Raw genomic sequence first — 20,963 nt, 5'->3', positions numbered from 1 at the left:
CAAAATAGCGGCCCTTTCCAATCATCCAGCCCACAAAGGCCTGCAATGACCATTGATGTTGTGATCCTCGCCGCCGGTAAAGGCACCCGCATGCGTTCCGATCTGCCCAAAGTACTCCACCCTATTGGTGGCCAGCCGATGCTGGGCCGGGTCATCGAGGCCGCCAAGCAACTGGGTGAGGTGGAGATTACGGTGGTGGTGGGCCATGGCGCCGAGCTGGTGCAGGAGCGCTTTGCCGAAAGCGGCGTGAAGTTCGTTGAGCAGACCGAGCAGCTGGGCACCGGCCATGCGGTGGCCCAGGCGATCCCGAACTTCCGCGCCGGGTCGACGGTGCTGGTGCTCTATGGCGACGTGCCACTGGTGAAGAGCGGTACCCTGCAATCCCTGCTCAGCGCCTCGGACAAGGGCCCGGCCCTGCTGTCCGTGGATATGGCGAACCCGGCTGGCTATGGCCGGATCGTGCGGGATGACGCCGGACGCGTGCTGGCCATCGTCGAGGAGAAGGATGCGGATGCCGACACCCTCGCCATCCGCGAGGTGAATACGGGCATCCTCGCCGCCCCGGCCGACCTGCTGTCCCGCTGGCTGCCGGAACTGTCCAACAATAATGCCCAGGGTGAGTACTACCTGACCGACGTCATTGCCCGCTCGGTGAGTGAGGAAGTGCCGGTGACCGGTGTGCGCGCCAGCGACCCTTTGGAAGTGGCCGGAGTCAACAGCCGGGTGCAACAGGCACAAATGGAGCGCGCCCTGCAGCACAGCCGTGCGCTGGCTTTGATGAATGCCGGTGTCACCCTGCTGGACCCGCAGCGCATCGATATCCGCGGCAGCCTGCAGTGCGACAGCGACGTCTCCATTGATATCAACTGTGTGTTCGAGGGTGAGGTGATCCTCGGCAACGGAGTGCAGATCGGGCCCAACTGCCTGCTGAAGAACTGCCGACTCGCCGATGGCACCCGGGTGGAAGCCAATTCCATCATCGAGGATGCCGAGGTGGGCGAATCCTGCACCATCGGGCCGTTTGCCCGCCTGCGTCCTGGCACCCAGCTGGCCGACGGGGCCAAGATCGGCAACTTCGTCGAGACCAAGAAGGCGAAGATTGGCCGCGGCTCCAAGGTGAACCACCTCTCCTATGTGGGTGATGCCCTGGTTGGCGAGGGGGTCAACATCGGCGCCGGTACTATCACCTGCAACTACGACGGCGTGAACAAGTCCACCACCGAGATCGGCGACGGCGCCTTTATCGGCTCCAATACTGCGCTGGTGGCACCGGTTTCTGTTGGAGCGGGTGCGACCGTGGGCGCTGGTTCCACCATCACCCGTGAAGTGGGCGGCGACGAGCTGGCGGTGGCGCGGGGCAAGCAACGCAATATCAGTGGCTGGCAGCGCCCGACTAAAAAGAAGTGATATCGGTCTGAGCCAGGCTCCCGTCAACTGAAGTCAGATGGGTCCAGACACAGGGTGTGCTCCGGCAAATATTTACCGATCAGGTTTTTTGCTGGAGCACACCCTGTGTCTGGACCCGCCTACGGGAGCTTTCATATCTGCCTTGGCAGCTCCTCTTGAATTGCTTGTGTGGGGCTCGGGCACGGTCAGCTCGTCGACAAAAAAACTGAACGTTAAATATTTGCCGACGAGCTGACCGTACCCAAGCTCGAGCCTTGCGGTTCTTTTTGGTCGCATACTGCTGCAATTCCGGCGGGAATCCCCACTTCCCCTTCCGGGCCGTCCCGGCCTACCCATCTACACTTGCGCTTCGGGATCATAAGGAAAAACCCGATGCACAAGCCGCGACTGCACCCGGTTGCCTCATTCGACATCAATTTTCTCCAGTATCTGGACGAGCGGGGTCAGGCCACTCAGGCGCTGCCGGATTCGGCCACACCGGACCTGCTGCAGTCCCTGTACCGGCAGATGAACCTGGCGCGGCTGGTGGATCAGCGTGCGGTGCAGCTGCAGCGCACTGGTCGTCTTGGCACCTATCCCTCCAGTCTCGGCCAGGAGGCGATCGGGGTCGGTGTCGGCTCCGCCATGCAAGCCGACGATGTGTATTGCCCCTATTACCGTGAGACCGGCGCACTGCTTGAGCGGGGTGTCGAAATCGAGGAAATCCTCGCAATCTGGGGCGGCGATGAACGCGGCCAGGATTACCAGCACGCCCCCGAGGACCTGCCGCTCTGTGTCCCCATCGCCACCCAGCTACTGCACGCCGCGGGGGTCGCCTTCGCGCTCCAGTACAAGCAGCGACAGATGGGAGAGTCGGCCCGGGTGGCCGTCACCTGTGCCGGAGACGGCGCCACCTCCAAGGGCGACTTCTACGAAGCCCTGAACCTGGCCGGCGTGTGGAAGCTGCCGGTCGTTTTTGTCATTAACAACAACCAGTGGGCCATCTCTGTCAGCCGCGGAGCACAGAGTGCCTCCAGAACCATCGCCCAGAAAGCCATTGCCGCCGGCATCCAGGGATTGCAGGTGGATGGCAATGACGTCATCGCGGTGCGTACGGCAGTCGCGGACGCCATCGAACTGGCGCGTGGTGGTGAGGGCCCGGCGTTGATCGAGGCGGTCACCTACCGCCTGTGTGACCACACAACCGCCGACGATGCCAGCCGTTACTGTCCCCCGGAGCAGTTGGAACAGGCGCGGACCAGGGAACCGCTGCTGCGCCTGGGTACCTACTTGCGCGAACAGGGGTTCTGGGACGATGGCGCCGAGAGTGAGATGCAGCGGGAGCAGGCAGAAGTCATGGAGCGAGCGCTACAGGCTTACCACGCAAGACCTGCCGAGTCGCCCACCGCCATGTTTGACCATCTTTACGGGACGCTTCCCGAGGCATTTCTGGAGCAGTACGAAGAGTTGCAGTATCTGCGTGCCCGCGACAGGCAGGAGTCTGGCTGATGGCTGAAATCACGCTGGTCGAGGCGGTGAATCAGGCCTTGGCCCATGAGCTGGCAGCGGATCCGCGGGTAATCCTGTTCGGCCAGGATATCGGTGCCAATGGCGGCGTTTTCCGGGCCACGGACGGCCTGCAGAAGCGTTTCGGCGATGAGCGGGTACGGGACACGCCGCTGGCGGAAAACATGATTGCGGGGATCGCGGTGGGTATGGCGGTGCAGGGACTGCGGCCTGTGGCGGAGTTCCAGTTCATGGGGTTTATCTACCCCGGTCTCGACCATATTCTCAGTCACGCTGCCCGTTACCGAAACCGGACCCGGGGGCGCCTGTCCTGCCCGGTGGTCTACCGCGCGCCCTATGGTGGTGGCATCCACGCGCCGGAGCATCACTCGGAGAATACCGAGGCCATCTTTGCCCACATCCCCGGCCTGCGGGTCGTGGTGCCCTCTTCCCCGGCGCGGGCTTACGGCCTGCTGCTGGCGGCAATCCGTGACCCCGATCCGGTAGTGTTCCTCGAGCCCAAGCGCATCTACCGGGCAGTGCGTCAGGAGGTGCCGGACGGTGGCGAGGCCCTGCCACTGGATCGCTGTTTCCGCCTGCGCGACGGGAGCGATGTCACTCTGGTCGCCTGGGGAGCGGCCCTCAAGGAAACCCTCGAAGCCGCAGAGGCGCTATCCGCGGAAGGCATCGAGGCAGAGGTGATCGACCCCGCGACACTGAAGCCCCTTGATATCCACACCATTATCGACTCTCTGGAAAAGACCGGCCGCTGTGTGGTTATCCACGAGGCGGCGCGATTTGCGGGTCTGGGAGCGGAAATCACTGCACAGATCAATGAGTACGCCTTCGACCTGCTGAAAGCACCAGTACAGCGGGTCACCGGTTACGACACGGTGATGCCCTATTACCGGCTGGAGGATTGCTACCTGCCGGATGGCGAGCGGATTCTCGCTGCCGTGCGAAAGACTCTCGACTACCCGGCGGGAGGTGATCGGTGAAGCTCTTCAAGCTGCCGGACCTCGGTGAGGGCCTGCCGGACGCGGTAATCCGCGAGTGGCATGTGGCCGAGGGGGATACCATCGCGGCCCATGCGCCTCTGGTCACGGTAGAGACCGCCAAGGCATTGGTCGAGGTACCGGCCCCCTGGGGCGGGCGCATCGAAAAATTGTTTGCCGCCGAGGATGAGACACTGGATGTCGGCCAACCGCTGGTCGGATTTGCCGAGGAGGCGGATCGCCGGGAGCGCGACAGGCACCATGAGCGGGCCGAGCCGAGTAAAGAGACTGCGGATGCCGGCACGGTGGTGGGCAGGATTCAGGCGGGCGGTGGCAGCATCGGCGCCGAGCTCGCGCCGCAACCGCTCACAGCCAGGCGCGCGACACCCTCGGTGCGGGCGCTAGCCCGCCTACTTCGTGTTGACCTCGATCAACTGACCCCGGCCGCGGAGCGTTTTACTGCAGAAGAAGTGCGCGCGGCCGCCGCGCCCACCCGGGCTGAATCCGGAAGCACGCTGCGGCCTGCTGCACAGCAAAAGGACGATACCCGCTCACCGGCGCGCCGTGCCATGGCTCTCGCCATGAGTCGAGCCCGGGACCAGGTCGCCCCTATGACCCTTCTGGACGAGGTCGATGTGCACAGCTGGTGGGGCAAAGAATCTGCGACACTGCGCCTGATCCGCGCCATCGAAGCCGCCTGTCGGGCGGAGCCCAACCTCAACGCACTCTATGAGGACGATCGCCTCACGCCTGCATCGGGCGTCAATCTCGGTCTTGCGGTGGACTCTCCCCGGGGGCTGTTTGTCCCCGTCCTGCGGGATATTGGCGCGCGCACCGACGAGGAGCTGCTGCAGCAAATCGACACTTACAAACGTCAGGCGCGGGAGAGCGGTATCAACCGCGAGGACCTGCAGGGAGCCACCATACTGCTCTCCAACTTCGGCGCCCTTGCCGGGCGATTCGCCACGCCGGTCGTCATGCCTCCTACCGTGGCGATCATCGGTGCCGGTCGCACGGTGGAATCGGTGGTACCCATCGATGGGAAACCCGCTGTGCGACCGCTGTTACCGCTTTCCGTGAGCGCCGACCATCGGGCGGTAACCGGGGGTGAGCTGGCCCGATTTCTCGCCGCTCTGGGCACCGCCCTGTCGAAATAAGGGGGCTCCGGGGTGGGCGCAATGGTTTCGCTTTGCTATATTTAAGTTTCGAAACGAAACTTTGCAAAAGTATGTCGAAACGCAATACCCAGCAGCGCCGCCACCAGATTCTCGCTGTGGTCACCGAAAATGGCGAAGCCACTGTCGAGGAGCTGGCCCGGCGATTCGAAACCTCAGAGGTTACGATCCGCAAGGACCTGACGGCGATGGAAAATCACGGCCTGCTGTTGCGCCGCCATGGCGGTGCCATACCCGTGCCGCGGGAGCTGGTGGTCGAGGAGGCCCCGTCCGAGGTCAAGCGCGCCATCGGTCGCGCCGCTGCCGCGCTGATCCCGGACCACCACCGCATCGTGATCGACTATGGCCGCACGACCGCCGCCATGATTCCGGAGCTGAACCACAAGCGTGGACTGGTGGTAATGACCAACTCCCTGCACGTGGCGAATGCCCTGCGGGAACTGGAGAACGAGCCGACTCTGTTGATGACCGGCGGCACCTGGGATCCCCATTTCGAGGCCTTCCAGGGGCTGGTGGCTGAGCAGGTTTTGCGCGGCTATGACTTCGACCGCGCCTTTATCGGTGCCGATGGTATCGACCTCGAGCGTGGCACCTGCACCTTCAATGAGCAGATAGGCCTGTCCCGCGTCATGGCGGAAGTGGCGCGCGAAGTGGTGGTGCTGGCGGAGTCCAGCAAAGTGGGTCGACGCATCCCGAATCTGGAGCTGCCCTGGGAGAGTGTCTCCACGCTGGTGACCGACGCGGGGCTGGAAGATGCCACCGCGACCGCCATCGAGGCCCTCGGCGTGAATCTGATCTGCGCCGAAGTAAGCGCTTACGCCTAGCGAATCAGGCGGCTGACAAGAGCCGCAATTCTATTTCCAAAGGGTGGGCAGCCGTACCGCCCGACTGAGAAGAGGTTTGTTAATATGTGTGGAATCGTCGGAGCGCTGGCCCAGCGCAATGTGAATGAAATCCTGCTGGAGGGGTTGCGCCGCCTGGAGTACCGCGGTTACGACTCCGCCGGTGTCTGCCTGCTGGACAGCGACGGGCAGCTGCAGTTGCGTAAGAGTGAAGGCAAAGTTGCTGATCTGGAAGCACGCCTCGCCGCCAGCCCGGCATCCGGCCGCCTGGGTATCGCCCACACGCGCTGGGCCACCCACGGTGCGCCCTCTGACAGAAATTCCCACCCGCATGTCTCCGGCGATTTTGCCCTGGTGCACAACGGCATCATCGAAAACCACCAGAGCCTGCGCGAGGAGCTGAAAGCCCGCGGTTATCAGTTCATCTCGGACACCGATACGGAAGTTGTGGTGCACCTGATTCACTCGCTTGCGGATGAAGGGCACGATCTTTTGTCCGCGGTCACGGCGGCCACAGAGCGCCTCGACGGCGCCTATGCGCTGGGCGTGATCAGTGCGCGGGAGCCGAACAACCTGGTCTGTGCCCGCTCCGGCAGTCCACTGGTGATCGGGGTGGGCATCGAGGAAAACTTCATTGCCTCTGACCCCATGGCCCTGCGCCAGGTGACGGACCGCTTTATTTTCCTGGAAGAAGGTGATGTGGCGGAAGTCACTGCGGCGGGCATTGCCGTGCGCGACAGGAATGGCGAGGAAGTGAGCCGCCCGGTGCACAAGCTGGATGGTGGCCACGATGCCGCCGACAAGGGACGTTATCGTCACTACATGCAGAAGGAAATCTTCGAGCAGCCAGCCGTGGTGGCTGCCACCATGGCCGGGCGTATCGGCAACGAGACGGTGCTGCCGGAAGCCCTGGGTGCGCGGGCCAACGAGATCCTGCCGGAAGTGAAACAGGTGCAGATTGTCGCCTGTGGCACCAGCTACCATGCCGGTCTGGTTGCCCGCTACTGGCTGGAGGATTGGGCTGGAATCCCCTGCTCGGTGGAAGTGGCCAGTGAGATTCGCTACCGCAAAACGGCGGTTCGCCCCGGCACCCTGTTTGTCACTATCTCCCAGTCCGGCGAGACCGCTGACACCCTGGCAGCACTGCGGCAGGCCAAGGAACTGGGTTACCTGGCCTCGATGACCATCTGTAACGTACCGAACAGCTCGCTGGTGCGGGAGTCCGAACTTTCTCTGATGACCGAGGCTGGTCCGGAGATTGGTGTCGCCTCCACCAAGGCCTTCACCACCCAGCTGGTGGCGCTGCAGCTGTTCTGCATCGCTCTGGCCAAGGTCAACGGCCTGCCCAAAGATCGCGAGGCTGAGCTGGTGCGTTCCCTGCACCAGTTACCGGAACTGATGGAGGCATTCACCGGGCTGGACAAGACCGTGCAGGACACTAGTGAGGCCTTCGCCGAGAAGCACCACGCTCTGTTTCTGGGTCGGGGCGTCGAATACCCGATTGCCCTGGAAGGTGCGTTGAAGCTGAAAGAGATTTCCTATATCCACGCCGAGGCCTATCCCGCCGGCGAGCTGAAGCACGGCCCCCTGGCGCTGGTGGATGCGGATATGCCGGTGGTCGTGGTGGCCCCGAATGACGAACTGCTGGAGAAGCTCAAGTCCAACCTGCAGGAAGTACGTGCCCGCGGCGGTGAGCTGTTCGTTTTCGCCAGCCCCAAGGCCGGCTTCACCAGCGAACCGGGCATCACCGTGGTGGAAGTGCCGGATGCCCCGGAGAGCCTGCACCCGATTCTGTACACCGTGCCGCTGCAGTTGCTGTCTTACCACGTGGCCCTGCTCAAGGGCACCGACGTGGACCAGCCGCGCAACCTGGCCAAGTCCGTCACCGTCGAGTAACCGGCACCGCCCGGCAGTGAAACACTGCCGGGCAATCCCTCTCCCTTCCCTGTGGATCCAAGCCCTCTCGCTGCCGCTCGCGATTCATTTTGCGCCAACCAAGAAACTCCCCCTCGCCGTCGCTGAAATCGCCGTGCTATAACCAGCGCTCGGCAAATTATGAAAAGAGGCCGGGGTATGACCACTGCAGACGTGAAAACCGATCAAAAGCCAGCGGTTTCTTCCGAACCCAATGCGCCGGTGATGAACGGCGATGTGAACATGCTTTTGGGGGAGCCCTCCCTGCCCCCGGAGGAAGTGCGCGAAGAGCGCAAACGGAAACTTACCGCTGCCTTCCGCCTGTTCGGCAAATTCGGCTTCGATGAGGGGGTGGCCGGGCATATCACTGTGCGCGACCCAGTGGAGGAAGATCATTTTTGGGTGAACCCCATGGGCGTCTCCTTCAAGCAGTTACGTCAGTCGCAGCTGTTGCTGGTGAATCACGCCGGTGAGGTGGTCGAGGGGGATGGTTTCCTGAACGGTGCGGCCTTCACCATCCACTCCCATATCCACAGAATGCGTCCGGACGTGGTGGCTGCTGCTCATGCCCACTCACTCTACGGCAAGGCCTGGTCCTCCCTTGGCAGGTTGCTCGACCCTATCACTCAGGATGCCTGTGCTTTCTACGACGATCATGCATTGCTGGAGACCTTTTCTGGCGTGGTGCTGGAAATGGGCGAAGGTGAGGCACTGGTGCAGGCGCTGGGGCAGAAGAAAGCACTGATCCTGCAGAACCACGGCCTGCTGACCGTGGGCAAGAGCGTGGACGAGGCCGCCTGGTGGTATATCACCATGGAGCGCAGCTGCCAGGCACAGCTACTGGCCGAGGCCGCCGGCACGCCAAAACTGATCGAGCCGGAGGTGGCGATCCGTACCCGCGCGGTGGTGGGTACCGAGCTGGCGGGTATGTTCAGTTTTCAGCCGCTATACGACACCATCTGCGCCGAACAGCCGGATATGTTCGACTGAGCGTCGGAACGCTTCCATTCACAGACCCGGCTTGCTCTTGGCCTCCTCCTGATCCCAGTGGTGGTCCAGGTGCAGGTCCTTGTCCCGGCGATCCTCCTTCAGGGCCTGCAGCAGCTGTTCGCGGTAAATCTTGGTCTGGGCGATATGCTGGGACTCATCCCGCCAGTAAGGGAACAGGGATTCCAGCATGCGCTGGTCGTGCTGCTTGAACTTCCTTGTGGCGCGGCGGGCCTGCAGCGGGGACAGGCCCAGTAACTGCAACGCCTTCTCGCCGATGGAGAGGGCGGAGTCCACCGTCTCGCGGAAGATGTATTTCACCCCCGCCTCCATCAACGCGTACTGATGCATGCGGTTGCGGGCCCGAGCGAGAATGATCAGGTGCGGGAAATGCTTGCGGATCTGCGCGACGATCTCCAGCGAAGCGGCCTGGTCACTCAGGGTAAGGATCACCAGTCTCGCGTTTTTGGCTCCCGCCGCCTGCAGCAGCTCCTCTCGTGAGGCATCGCCATAGTAAGCCTTGATGCCATAGCGCCGGACCAGGTCCAGTTGTTCCGCATTGCGCTCCAGCAGCGTCGTCTCGAAACCACAGGCATTCAGCAGGCGCCCGGCGATCTGCCCGAAGCGGCCGTAGCCGATAATGATTACCGGCGAACCGTGATCCTCCGGGTGCGCTTCCTCTTTCTCGCGGTCAACGCTGGTGCCGCGCAGATAACGGGGTTGCACAAACTGCTCGTAAATCAGCAGCAGGATCGGTGTCAGCGCCATGGACAGCGCAATTACCACCACCAGCAAGTTGGCGGTGGTCGCTTCCAGCACTTGCCGCTGGGCGGCGAAGGACACCAGCACGAAGCCAAACTCACCCGCCTGGGCCAGAGACAAGGCAAACAGCCAGTCTTCCCCCTTCGACATACCGGTGATCCTGGCCAGTGTGAACAGCACCGCGAATTTCACCACCACCAGCAGTACTACCAGGGCCAACAACAGCAGCGGGTACTGGGCGATCAGGTTGAAGTTGACGCTGGCGCCTACGGCGATGAAAAAGAGCCCCAGTAGCAGGCCCTTGAAGGGCTGGATATCCGCCTCGAGCTCGTGGCGAAATTCACTTTCGGCCAGGATCACGCCTGCCATAAATGTGCCGAGGGCTGGCGATAAATCCAGCCAGATCATCACTGCCGCCGCACCGACCACGATCAGGAGTGAAGTCACCGTGAACATCTCGCGCAGCTGGCTGCCGGCCACCAGGCGCAACAGCGGGCCGAGCAGATAGCGTCCCGCCAGCACGAACGCGATCATGGTGCCGATCACTGCCAGCGCATAGCGCCAGCCACTCAGGCCGCCGGCGTCCACTTCCGGCAGATTGCCGGCCAGCAGTGGCAACAGTGCCAGGATGGGGATGACGGCGATATCCTGAAACAGCAGCACGGAAAATGCGCCACGACCGCCCTCGGTGCGCAGTAAGCCCTTTTCGGTCAGCGACTGCAGGACGATGGCGGTGGAAGACAGCGCCAGGATCAGTCCGATGGCCACGGCCGGACGCCAGCTCTTTTCATAGATCAGCAGTGCCACGGCGGCAATTGCGGCTGCCGTTAGCAGCAGTTGCGCACTGCCGGTGCCAAAAATGGCACCGCGCATACGCCACAACTTGCGCGGCTGCAGCTCAAGGCCGATCAGGAACAGCATCAGCGCCACTCCGAATTCCGCCACGTGCATTTCTTCGGAGGCATCGCCGACAAGGCCGAGCGCGTGCGGACCGATGGCGACCCCGGCGATCAGGTAACCCAGCACGGAGCCGAGGCCCAGCCGGGTGGCCAGGGGTACGGCAATAACGGCGGCGGCCAGGTAGATGACGGCCTGGAAGATAAAGCTGCTGTGTTCCATACGACTATATTCGGGTTGTAATCGGTATCTGTTCGGGCCTTAGCCCACCGGTTCTGCAGAGGTGGTCTCTGGCTCCGCCACGGCGCGGCTGCGTCTGATCAGCGGGCCAATGGTCGACCCCTGCACGACAATGGAAAAGACTACCACGCCGTAAGTCATCACCACCCACAGGTGACGCAGGTCCTGGTCGCCGATCGCGATATGGCCGGCGGGAATGGACATAGCCAGAGCCAGTGCCAGGCCTCCACGAAGTCCGCCCCAGATCAGGATGCGTTCGCTGTAGGGGTGGTAGCGGCGCCGGCGCTTGAGGAAGAAGAACGGTATGTTCACCGCCGTCACCCGCCCCAGCAGCACAATCACGATGGCCGCGGCCATCAGGATGTAATCGATTGAGCCAAAATCAATGGTGATCAGGAACAGCCCCACCAGCATGAAAAGCAGCCCGTTGAGAAAGTCTTCGGTGATGCTCCAGAAATGATCCAGTTCGTGTTGGCTCACCCGGGAGAAACCCTGTTCGCGGGTAAAGTTGCCGATAATGATGCCGCTCACCACCATTGCCAGCGCCCCGGAAACGCCGAGAATATTGGCCAGAGCGAAACCGGCGGTGGGGATCACCAGGGTCAGCAGCAGTTCCAGGCTGTGATCGTCGGTGGCGCAGATGAGAAAGTGAAACAGTGCGCCGATCAGTAGGCCCAGCACCACGCCACCGATGGCCTCAATGGCAAATAACTCCGTGACCGCCGGCACCGAGGGATCGGCACCCTCAAAGCACAGCGCATAGATAACGGTAAAAACCACCAGCCCGAAACCGTCATTGAACAGCGACTCGCCTTCGACCTGAATAGCCACCTGCTCGGGTGCTTTGAGGCTTTTGAGAATCGCCAGTACGGCAATGGGGTCGGTGGGGGAAATCAGCGCGCCAAATAACAGGCAGTAAACGAAGGCCACCGGCAGGCCCAGGAAATTCAGGAGCCAGTACAAAAGAGCGCCCACCACGAAGGTGGAAATCAGCGTCCCAACTACCGCCAGCAGACCGATTTCCAGCCGCTGGTTGCGCAGCATCAGCAGGTCGATATGGAGGCTGCCGGCAAATAGCAGAAAGCCGAGCATACCTTTGAGTAACAGGTCTTCGAGATTGAGCAGCGGCAATAGCTGATCAGCCCAGTCGCGCAGCTCCAGGATACCGAGCTTGCCCAGGCCGATGACCAGCAGCGACAGCGCCAGTGCACCGGCAGTGATGGCGATCGTGGTTTGCGCGCGCAGCACATACTGGTTGAGGAAGCCCAGGAAGACCGAAATCGCCGCGAGAAAACAAAAGGTGTAATAGGCTTCCATGTCGCGCACGACTCCATTGCAGGATAAATACTGCGGCCACCGGGCGCGGTCGCGGCAGGTTGCCGGCGCTATCAAGCGCCGGGGGATTTGCCGCAGGAAAGTTGCGGCCAGTCAGGTGGCGAGGGTGCCGTTATTGTAGTCGCGCAGTGTCTGCTCGATCTCCTCACGGCTGTTCATTACGAAAGGCCCGTAATGCACGACCGGTTCGTTGAGGGGTCGTCCGTGGAGGCACAAGAGTCCGGCGCCCTCGCCGTCGGCGCGCAATTGTAGCGACTCCCCGCGACCGTACAACAGCATATTGCCGCGCCCGATGGGCCCGCGCTCGGACATGAGTCCGCCGCGGTAGATGAACACCAGCACCGCGTGCTCGGCCGGCATTGGCAGCGTGAATTCCGTATCCGGCTGCAGGCGCAGGTCGGCCACTGCGGCCTCGGCTGCGGTTTCCGTCAGCGGCGCAGTTTTTGCCTCACCTTGAATCTGCCAGTGGCCAGCGATCAGCCGCGCCACAGAACCCCTGCTGTCCAGCGGCACTTCAGGAATATCGCCACCCTGGATATCGCGCCATGTGGGTGCGTCCATCTTGTTGGCGGCGGCCATGTTGATCCATAGCTGGAAGCCGTGCATGCCGCCCTCTCCCTGTGCCGGCATCTCCGAGTGGATAATGCCGCGGCCAGCGCGCATCCACTGGGCGCCGCCGGTGGAAACGGCGCCGCGATTACCGAGATGGTCCTGATGCTCAAACTCGCCGTTCAGCATATAGGTCAACGTCTCGATCCCCCGGTGCGGATGCGGTGGAAAGCCGGCGATATAGTCATCAGCATTATCCGAGCGGATTTCATCCAGCATAAGGAACGGGCTGAAATCCGGACTCTGGAAACCAGCCACGCGCTGGATCTTTACCCCGGCGCCGTCAGCGGATGCCTGGCTGGCTACAGTCCGCACCAGTGGGCGAGCGCCCGGTTGCAGCGTGAGTTTGTTCATGTCGCACCTCCCCGATGGAATTTTTCTGAGTATAAAACGATGGATTCGATTGAAAATGGCAAAAAATCGCCCTATATGTTCGACTGCATCGGAGAATAAATAGGCCCGGGGGGATCACTGCCTCCGGGCAACCACAGAGCAGGGAGCTCAAATGCCCAAGGTCACCCTCGAGCAATGGCGCATGTTCCAGTCCGTCGTCGAACACGGCGGCTTTTCCCAGGCCGCGCAGGCGGTACACAAGAGCCAGTCATCCATTAACCACGCTGTGCACAAACTGCAGGAGAGCCTCGGTGTGCCCCTGTTGGAAGTGCGCGGGCGCAAGGCGGAACTCACGGATGCGGGCCGCATTCTGCTGTCGCGGGCCGGGGGGCTGCTCAACGAGGCCGAGGCGCTGGAAGCGGTGGCCTCGAGCCTGGCGGTCGGTCGCGAGGCGGCTCTGACCATCGCGGTGGATGTGATTTTCGACTACGACTGCCTGTTCAATGCCATCGAGCGCTTTGCCGAGGAGTTTCCACTGACGCGGCTCGAGGTGCGCGAGACGGTGCTGTCCGGAGCGGAGGAGTTGCTGCTGCAGCAGGACGCGGATTTCATTCTCTCCGCGCGGGTGCCGCAGGGCTTTGTCGGCGAACCGGTTTCTGTGGTGCGTTTCCTGCCGGTCGCTCATCCGGATCACCCGCTGCACCGGCTGGGACGGCCGGTGGCGCGCAAGGATCTGAAGGCCAGCCGCCAGATCGTGTTGCGGGATTCCGCCAGCCGCAACCGGCAGGACTCTGGCTGGCTCGGTTCCGACCAGCGCATTACCGTCACCAATGTGCAGACTTCCATCGAGCTGATCGAGCGTGGCCTGGGGTTTGCCTGGCTGCCGGAGACCCGCATCCGTGAATCCCTGTCTGCCGACCGCTTGCTGCCGCTGCCGACGGAGGAGGCATGGGAGCGCAATGTCACCGTCTACCTGGTCTACTCGGACAGTGACAAGACGGGTCCCGCCGCCCATTTCCTGATCGATGTGCTGCGCTCCGGGCTGTATATGCCGGAATGATGTTTCAATAAATCGAATGTAAGGCACGAAAATTTGCGGTTTTCACCGCAGTTCTTGGAACTACACTGTGGACAACTTTCGATTGGCATCCACAGTGAGGAATAGCCCATGAACAGCGGAGCTCTCTGCGATTTCGGAAAACTACTCGGCCGCGTGCTGATGTCCCTGATATTCATCAGTGCAGGCTGGAGCAAGATCGCCGGTTATGCCGGCACCCAAGCCTATATGGAGTCAGCTGGTGTGCCCGGCGCCCTTCTACCTCTGGTCATCATTGCGGAGCTGGGCGGTGGCCTGGCAATTCTCTTCGGTTTCCTTACCCGCTGGGCTGCGCTCGGCCTTGCGATCTTCTGTCTCGCCAGCGCCTGGCTGTTCCACTATGTCCCGGGGGACCAGGCTCAGATGATCAGCTTCATGAAAAACATCACCATTGCCGGCGGTTTCTTCATTCTGGCCTGCGCCGGTGGTGGAAATTTGAGCGTCGATCACTGGCTGCGACGCAATAAATAACTGCCGAGACGGCGAAAGCGCCACGGCAACGACACGTTGAACAATTATTGAACCATTGAGGAGGGGTTATGGGCCTGTTGGTGAAAGGCAAGTGGCAGGACCGCTGGTACGACACGGAAAAAAGTGGCGGCGAGTTCGTCCGCGAGGATGCGCAGCTGCGTAACTGGATCACCGCCGATGGCAGCCCCGGCCCCTCCGGCGAGGGTGGCTTCGCTGCGGAGGCGGATCGCTACCACCTTTATGTATCCCTCGCCTGTCCCTGGGCCCACCGCACGCTGATATTCCGCAAACTGAAAGGCCTTGACGAGCTGATCAGTGTGTCGGTAGTGAGTCCTTACATGCACGAGCACGGCTGGACCTTCAACAAGGATGAGGGCAGTAGCGGCGATGCCCTGTTCCAGAGTGACTACCTGTATCAGGTCTACACCCGCAACAAGGCCGACTACACCGGTCGGGTGACGGTGCCACTGTTGTGGGACAAACAGCGCGGCTGCGTGGTGAGCAATGAATCGTCAGAAATCATCCGCATGTTCAACAGTGCGTTTGATGGCCTCACGGGCAACAGCGAGGATTATTACCCTGACGATCTGCGTGGCGATATCGATGCAACGAACGATATCGTCTACGAAAATGTGAATAACGGTGTCTATCGAGCGGGTTTCGCGACGCAGCAGGATGCCTATGAGCACGCCTACGAGCGGCTATTTGCCACCCTGGAGCAGCTGGAGCGACGCCTGTCGGATAACCGTTACCTCTGTGGTGACCGCATAACCGAGGCCGACTGGCGCCTGTTCACTACCCTGGTGCGGTTCGACCCCGTCTACCACGGCCATTTCAAGTGCAACAAGCAGCGCCTGGCGGATTACCCCAACCTCTGGGGCTATGTGCGCGAGCTCTACCAGTGGCCCGGTGTGGCGGAGACGGTGGATTTCCACCATATCAAGACGCACTACTACGCCAGCCACGACACCATCAATCCCACTGGCGTGGTGCCGAAGGGCCCGGAGCTGGATTACTCCGCACCCCACCATCGGAATTGACGTGCAGTCTGGCGGCGGCTCATCCCTGAAGTCGCCGCCATCACTGTACTGGGCGCGTCAATTTACCTTCACGCAATAGTGACCGATTTCTGAGAAGGCCTGATATGAAACTCTTTTATTCCCCCGGTGCTTGTTCCCTCTCCCCCCATATCGTCGCCTGCGAGGTGGGCATACCGGTCGAACTCGTTCAGGTGGATCTGAAGAACCACCGCCTGGTGGATAGCGGTGGCGATTTCGGGGAAATCAATCCCAAGGGTTATGTACCGGTGCTGCAACTGGAGGGCGGCGAGCGGCTCACGGAGGGGCCTGCCATCGTGCAGTTCCTCGCCGAGCAGAAACCTGATGCGGGCTTGTTACCGGAGGTTGGCAGCCTGGACCGCTACCGGGTACAGGAGTGGCTCAACTACATCTCCACGGAACTGCACAAAACCTTTGTCCCGCTGTTCTGGAATGGATCCGAGGAAGAAAAGGCGGCGGCGAAGGAGAAGCTGAGCGAGCGCTTTGCATACGTCGACAGCCAGCTCGCTGGCGATTATCTCCTCGGCGACCGGTTCACCGTTGCCGATGCGTATCTGTTTACCGTGACCAACTGGATGGATCGGTTGGGTATGGACTATAGCGACCTGGCGCGACTGCAGGCCTTTCAGAAACGCATGAAGGCGCGCCCCGGCGTCCAGGAGGCCCTGCACAGCGAGGGACTGTCGTAGGCCTGTAATCTCAGCGGGTGGGAAGCCGGGTGGGTACTTGCTTGTCGGCCCCACCGATTGTGATCGGCTCACGGGCCCGTGCCACCAGCAACACCAGCGTCAGGGCGGTTAGCGCACAGGCACACATGGCGGCGGCGATGGGCACCAGGGTGCCGGTATGCAGCCCGTTGACCAGCCCACCCAGAATACCGCCGGTTATAAACAGTGAGGCCCCGTAAAGGGCGTTGGCGCTGCCGCTGATGTTGGGGAAAAACTCCAGGTAACAGGCTGCCGCATTTGGGGCCGTGAGGCCGATACAGGCCATCACCAGTAACAGTGGCACCATCCAGCGCAGCAATGTGGGCTCACCGGCCAGGGTCCCGGTCAATAGCAGCCCGCAACCCAGTAACTGCAAGCCTACTCCCGCCAGCAGTATCTGCCGCGGCTCGAAGTATTTCAGCAGGCGGATATTGATCTGCACCATGGTGATCAGCCCCAGGACGCAGGCGCCGAAAAACAGCGGGAATCGTCCGGCGGGCACATCGAAATACTCCATAAACACAAACGGCGCTGTGGTGATGTAGATGAACATCGAACCACTCACGCAGGCCTGGGTGCCGAGAAAGCCCAGTGCGCGGCGGTTGCGCAGCACCTGGCCGTAGTTGCGCAGCAGGTGACGCTTGGGAGCCGACTGCCGGCGGGCGCGGGTGAACCAGGACACGGTCTCCGGCAGCAGGGTCCGCACCAGGATCAGCATTGCCAGGGCGTAACCGAGCAGGAACAGGAAGATCCACTGCCAGCTGCCGGCGACCACCAGCAAGGAGCCGATCACCGGTGCCGCCAGCGGTGCCAGTAACATCATGGTGCTGATGACAGAGATGATCCGCGCGGCGTCGCGGCCGCTGTAGAGATCCCGCACGATGGCGGCGCAGATAACGGTACCGAATCCCCCACCCACGGCCTGGGTGAAGCGCAGTGCGATCAGCTGGTCGGCAGTTTTTATCCACAGGATCAGGAAGGTGCTGGCAATAAAGATGATCAGGCCGATGGTTCCCACCGTGCGGCGCCCCCAGCGATCCGATAGCGGTCCGCCGAGCAACTGCCCCAACGCGAATCCGAGCAGGAAACTGGAGACAGAATGCTGTACCCGCGCCACCTCGCTACCCAGCGACTCGGCGATCGCGGGAATCGCTGGCAGATAGGTATCGATCGCAAATGGCGTCAGAGCCACCAGGGCGGCGAGCCAAAGGGCCAGCCAGCGTGGCGGCAGTTTGTCATCGGTGAGTGATGCGGTGCTCATAACGGGCTCGGTGAAGCGGGGGGGGTTGCAGTCTGCCCCCGGCAGTGGGCGCGGCATGGTACTGGCCCCGACCCGGTGTTACCAGCGTCGCGGGGTTACTTCTCCTGGCGCAGGGTGTAGAGGCCCTGTTTCAGTTTGAGCAAGTGGTCCTGCAGCTGTGGTCCCTTGCGCTGGGCGACCCCGATCGCGAGGGTGTCGATCACCACCAGGTGGGCGATGCGGGAAGAGAGCGGCGTGTAGATCTCGATATCCTCTTCTACATCCACTTCCAGCGGGATGGTGGCCTGCTGTGCCACTGGTGAACGGCTCGGGGCGAGGCCGATCACGGTGCCACCCTGCTGCTTGACCATCTCCATGGAATGCAGCAGCGCCTTGGTGCGCCCGCTCTGGGAGATGGCCACGACGACATCCCCGGGCTCCATCGACATGGCGGACATGTTCTGCATGTGATGGTCTGAGTGGGCGGCAGTGGCCACCTGCAGGCGGAAGAACTTGTGCTGGGCGTCGCTGGCGACGGCACCGGAGGCGCCGAAACCGAAAAACTCCACCCGTTTGGCGGAGGCGATGGCGGCCACGGCCGCTTCCAGCGCGCGGTTGTCGATGGTGTCGCGCACATTGAGCAGGGTGTCGACGGTGGAGTCGAACACTTTGCGCTTGTACTCGGCAATGGTGTCGGTTTCGGTGACCGCGATCTGGCCAAAGCTGGGGCTGGAGGCCAGTTGCTGGGCCAGGTTGAGTTTGAATTCCTGGAAGCCGGAACAACCCACCGCACGGCAGAAACGCACCACAGTGGGTTCGCTTACCTGGGCCTCGGTGGCCAGGTCGACGATCCGCATATGAATGACTTCGTCCGGGTTGGCGAGGATATACTCCGCCACCTTGCGCTCGGATTTGCGCATGGACGACAGCTGATCACTGATTTTCTGCGTGACTTCCGCCGGTTTCACGGGACTTCCTTCTCTATTACAGACCGCGCAGTTTAGCGGCTGCTCCCTGTTGTGGCGAGCAGGCATTGCGGTCACTTCAGGTCGGCTCGGATACCGGGACTGCTTGCGGGACACGCCGTGCATACATCCCTCCGGCCGACAGTCCCGCAAGGAGACCGGTATCGCAGCCTTCGCTTCCAGCCTTGAGGGCCAAAACCTGTTTATTTACACAGGTCCATTGCGCCAGCTCTGGTACAATCGCCGCCCATGGACGTATCTCAGATTCTAGACCCCCTCAATGACGCGCAGCGCGAGGCCGTTGCTGCACCTCCCGGTAACCAGCTGGTACTGGCCGGCGCCGGCTCCGGCAAGACCCGTGTGCTGGTGCACCGCATCGCCTGGCTGATGCAGGTGGAGGGCGCCTCGCCCTACTCCATCCTTGCCGTCACCTTTACCAACAAGGCCGCCCGCGAGATGCGCGCGCGGATCGAGGAACTGCTGGGGGTAAACACCTTTGGCATGTGGGTGGGCACCTTCCACGGTATTGCGCACCGCCTGCTCAAGGCCCACTACAAAGAGGCCAACCTGCCGCAGAACTTCCAGATCCTCGATAGCGACGATCAGCTGCGCCTGATCAAGCGGGTGCAGAATGACCTGGGGCTGGACGAGAAGAAGTGGCCGCCGCGGGAGACCCAGTGGTGGATCGGCGCCCAGAAAGATGAGGGCCTGCGCCCCCAGTATATCGAGGCTGGCGGCGATCCCTGGTTGCAGACCATGGTGAGGACTTACTTTGCCTACGAGGAGGCCTGTCAGCGCGGTGGTTTGGTGGATTTCGGTGAGCTGCTGTTGCGCGCCCATGAGCTGCTACTGAACAACGATTCCGTACTGGCGCACTATCGCAACCGCTTCCCCTACATCCTGGTGGACGAGTTCCAGGACACCAACACCATCCAGTACGCCTGGCTGCGGCTACTGGCCGGTGACCAGTGCCGTATCACCGCGGTCGGCGACGACGACCAGTCCATTTACGGCTGGCGCGGTGCCAAGATCGAGAATATCCAGCACTTCGAGAGCGATATGCACGAGGTGCAGACCGTGCGCCTGGAGCAGAATTACCGCTCCACCAGTACCATCCTCAAGGCCGCCAATGCGGTGATAGAGCACAATGCCGGCCGCCTGGGCAAGGAGCTGTGGACCCGCGGTGAAGAAGGCGAGCCTATCTCCCTCTACGCCGCCTACAACGAACAGGACGAAGCGCGCTTTATCGTCGAGCGGATCCAGGACTGGGTCCGCGACGGCCACCGCCGCGACAGCGTGGCGATCCTTTACCGCTCCAACGCCCAGTCGCGGGTGCTGGAAGAGGCGCTGCTGCGGGAGCAGGTGCCCTATCGCATCTACGGCGGCCAGCGCTTTTTCGAACGCATGGAGATCAAGAACGCGCTGTCCTACATGCGCCTGATCACCAACCGGGATGACGACACCGCCTTCGAGCGGGTGGTGAACACGCCTACCCGCGGCATCGGCGCGCGCACCGTGGATGCGGTGCGCAATTTCGCTCGCGAGCACGGCTGCTCCATGTGGCAGGCGGCCACGCGCATGCTGCAGCAGCGGGTGTTGGCTGCGCGGGCCGGCAACGCCCTGCAGGGCTTCCTGGACCTGGTCAACCAGCTGGCGGCCAATGCCGAGGACAAGCTGCTGGGCGCCATTGCCGAGGACGTGATCGAAACCAGTGGCCTGATGGACTTCCACGGCAAGGAAAAGGGCGAGAAAGGCCAGACCCGGGTGGAAAACCTGCAGGAACTGGTGAGTGCCTGTCGCGATTTCGACGGAATCGAGATTCCGGAAGGCGAGGAAGAGCCACCGCTGCTGAACCAGTTCCTCGACAGCGCCGCCCTGGATGCCGGTGAGGGGCAGGCGGACGAATTCGAAGACGCGGTGCAGCTGATGACCCTGCACTCCGCCAAGGGGCTGGAATTCCCGCTGGTGTTCCTGGCCGGGGTGGAGGAAAACCTGTTCCCGCACAAGATGTCGGCGCAGGAACCTGGCCGCATGGAGGAAGAGCGCCGCCTCTGTTACGTGGGCATCACCCGCGCCATGATGAAGCTGTATATCACCTACGCGGAGAACCGCCGCCTGTTCGGCAGCGAGACTTACAACAGCCCGTCGCGTTTCATTGGTGAGATTCCGCCGGAGCTGGTACACGAGGTGCGTCTCAAGACCGAGATTTCGCGGCCACTGTTCAACGCGGACTACGGCAAGGCGGGGCGACTCTCCGACCCGGCGCCGGATTTCGACGATCTGCCGCCACTGGCGCTGGGCGGTCGCGTCGATCACCCGAAGTTTGGTGAGGGCACGGTGGTCCAGTTCGAGGGCAGCGGCCCGCGCGCGCGGGTGCAGGTCAACTTCGACGATGCCGGCAGCAAGTGGCTGGTGGTGGCGATGGCCAAGTTACAGCCACTGTAA

Annotated in this window: 17 protein-coding genes; 12 read left to right on the top strand and 5 right to left on the bottom strand. The window is 62.2% G+C overall.

The genetic code is table 11. From position 1 onward, the window contains the following. The first annotated feature begins 45 nt into the window (after positions 1 to 45). From glmU to AUP74_RS04325, 7 genes are all read left to right on the top strand, one after another. Positions 46 to 1,407: a bifunctional UDP-N-acetylglucosamine diphosphorylase/glucosamine-1-phosphate N-acetyltransferase GlmU gene (gene glmU, locus AUP74_RS04355; protein ID WP_069946497.1), complete on the top strand. Its 1,362-nt coding sequence runs from the start codon at positions 46 to 48 to the stop codon at positions 1,405 to 1,407. A gap of 372 nt (positions 1,408 to 1,779) precedes the next feature. After that, entirely contained in the window at positions 1,780 to 2,895 is a 1,116-nt protein-coding gene (gene pdhA, locus AUP74_RS04350) for a pyruvate dehydrogenase (acetyl-transferring) E1 component subunit alpha (protein WP_069946496.1), read from the top strand. Beyond that, the gene (locus AUP74_RS04345; RefSeq protein WP_069946495.1) at positions 2,895 to 3,890 is read left to right on the top strand and encodes an alpha-ketoacid dehydrogenase subunit beta; all 996 of its coding nucleotides are present in this window, start codon (positions 2,895 to 2,897) and stop codon (positions 3,888 to 3,890) included. Before pdhA ends, AUP74_RS04345 begins: the two co-directional genes overlap by 1 nt. After that, a complete protein-coding gene (locus AUP74_RS04340) occupies positions 3,887 to 5,044 on the top strand; it encodes a dihydrolipoamide acetyltransferase family protein (RefSeq protein ID WP_069946494.1) in 1,158 nt (385 codons plus the stop codon). Before AUP74_RS04345 ends, AUP74_RS04340 begins: the two co-directional genes overlap by 4 nt. 71 nt (positions 5,045 to 5,115) lie before the next feature. Continuing rightward, positions 5,116 to 5,886 carry a DeoR/GlpR family DNA-binding transcription regulator gene (locus AUP74_RS04335; protein WP_069946493.1) on the top strand — a complete coding sequence of 257 codons (771 nt, stop codon included), beginning with the start codon at positions 5,116 to 5,118 and terminating at the stop codon, positions 5,884 to 5,886. Between the two features lie 84 nt (positions 5,887 to 5,970). Continuing rightward, positions 5,971 to 7,800: a glutamine--fructose-6-phosphate transaminase (isomerizing) gene (gene glmS / locus AUP74_RS04330; RefSeq protein ID WP_069946492.1), complete on the top strand. Its 1,830-nt coding sequence runs from the start codon at positions 5,971 to 5,973 to the stop codon at positions 7,798 to 7,800. Between the two features lie 243 nt (positions 7,801 to 8,043). Beyond that, on the top strand, positions 8,044 to 8,808 hold the full coding sequence (locus tag AUP74_RS04325) for a class II aldolase/adducin family protein (RefSeq protein ID WP_193427361.1): 765 nt from the start codon (positions 8,044 to 8,046) through the stop codon (positions 8,806 to 8,808). Between the two features lie 18 nt (positions 8,809 to 8,826). Here the strand turns inward: AUP74_RS04325 and AUP74_RS04320 are convergent, their stop codons facing one another. From AUP74_RS04320 to AUP74_RS04310, 3 genes are all read right to left on the bottom strand, one after another. Then, positions 8,827 to 10,686, bottom strand: a complete 1,860-nt coding sequence (locus AUP74_RS04320) for a monovalent cation:proton antiporter-2 (CPA2) family protein (protein WP_069946491.1) — start codon at positions 10,684 to 10,686, stop codon at positions 8,827 to 8,829. A 39-nt stretch (positions 10,687 to 10,725) separates the two neighbouring features. Continuing rightward, the gene (locus AUP74_RS04315) at positions 10,726 to 12,021 is read right to left on the bottom strand and encodes a cation:proton antiporter (protein ID WP_069946490.1); all 1,296 of its coding nucleotides are present in this window, start codon (positions 12,019 to 12,021) and stop codon (positions 10,726 to 10,728) included. A 111-nt stretch (positions 12,022 to 12,132) separates the two neighbouring features. Next, a complete protein-coding gene (locus AUP74_RS04310; protein WP_069946489.1) occupies positions 12,133 to 13,002 on the bottom strand; it encodes a pirin family protein in 870 nt (289 codons plus the stop codon). Positions 13,003 to 13,153: 151 nt separating this feature from the next. Between AUP74_RS04310 and AUP74_RS04305 the strand changes: the two genes are divergently transcribed. From AUP74_RS04305 to gstA, 4 genes are all read left to right on the top strand, one after another. Beyond that, the gene (locus AUP74_RS04305) at positions 13,154 to 14,041 is read left to right on the top strand and encodes a LysR family transcriptional regulator (RefSeq protein WP_069946488.1); all 888 of its coding nucleotides are present in this window, start codon (positions 13,154 to 13,156) and stop codon (positions 14,039 to 14,041) included. A 108-nt stretch (positions 14,042 to 14,149) separates the two neighbouring features. Continuing rightward, positions 14,150 to 14,548 carry a DoxX family protein gene (locus AUP74_RS04300; RefSeq protein WP_069946487.1) on the top strand — a complete coding sequence of 133 codons (399 nt, stop codon included), beginning with the start codon at positions 14,150 to 14,152 and terminating at the stop codon, positions 14,546 to 14,548. 68 nt (positions 14,549 to 14,616) lie between these two features. Beyond that, on the top strand, positions 14,617 to 15,588 hold the full coding sequence (locus tag AUP74_RS04295; protein ID WP_069946486.1) for a glutathione S-transferase family protein: 972 nt from the start codon (positions 14,617 to 14,619) through the stop codon (positions 15,586 to 15,588). A 104-nt stretch (positions 15,589 to 15,692) separates the two neighbouring features. Next, complete coding sequence (gene gstA, locus AUP74_RS04290) at positions 15,693 to 16,295, top strand: glutathione transferase GstA (protein WP_069946485.1); 603 nt, start codon at positions 15,693 to 15,695, stop codon at positions 16,293 to 16,295. 10 nt (positions 16,296 to 16,305) lie between these two features. Here the strand turns inward: gstA and AUP74_RS04285 are convergent, their stop codons facing one another. Both AUP74_RS04285 and hexR read right to left on the bottom strand, forming a co-directional pair. Further along, a complete protein-coding gene (locus tag AUP74_RS04285) occupies positions 16,306 to 17,574 on the bottom strand; it encodes a multidrug effflux MFS transporter (protein WP_069946484.1) in 1,269 nt (422 codons plus the stop codon). Positions 17,575 to 17,669: 95 nt separating this feature from the next. After that, positions 17,670 to 18,521, bottom strand: a complete 852-nt coding sequence (gene hexR / locus AUP74_RS04280) for a transcriptional regulator HexR (protein WP_083260813.1) — start codon at positions 18,519 to 18,521, stop codon at positions 17,670 to 17,672. 246 nt (positions 18,522 to 18,767) lie between these two features. Here hexR and uvrD point away from each other — a divergent pair, with 246 nt between their 5' ends. Beyond that, positions 18,768 to 20,963, top strand: a complete 2,196-nt coding sequence (gene uvrD / locus AUP74_RS04275) for a DNA helicase II (RefSeq protein ID WP_069946483.1) — start codon at positions 18,768 to 18,770, stop codon at positions 20,961 to 20,963.

This window comes from Microbulbifer aggregans (assembly GCF_001750105.1).
GTDB classification, from domain to species: Bacteria; Pseudomonadota; Gammaproteobacteria; order Pseudomonadales; family Cellvibrionaceae; genus Microbulbifer; species Microbulbifer aggregans.
This window is presented reverse-complemented; position numbering and strand designations above follow the sequence as displayed.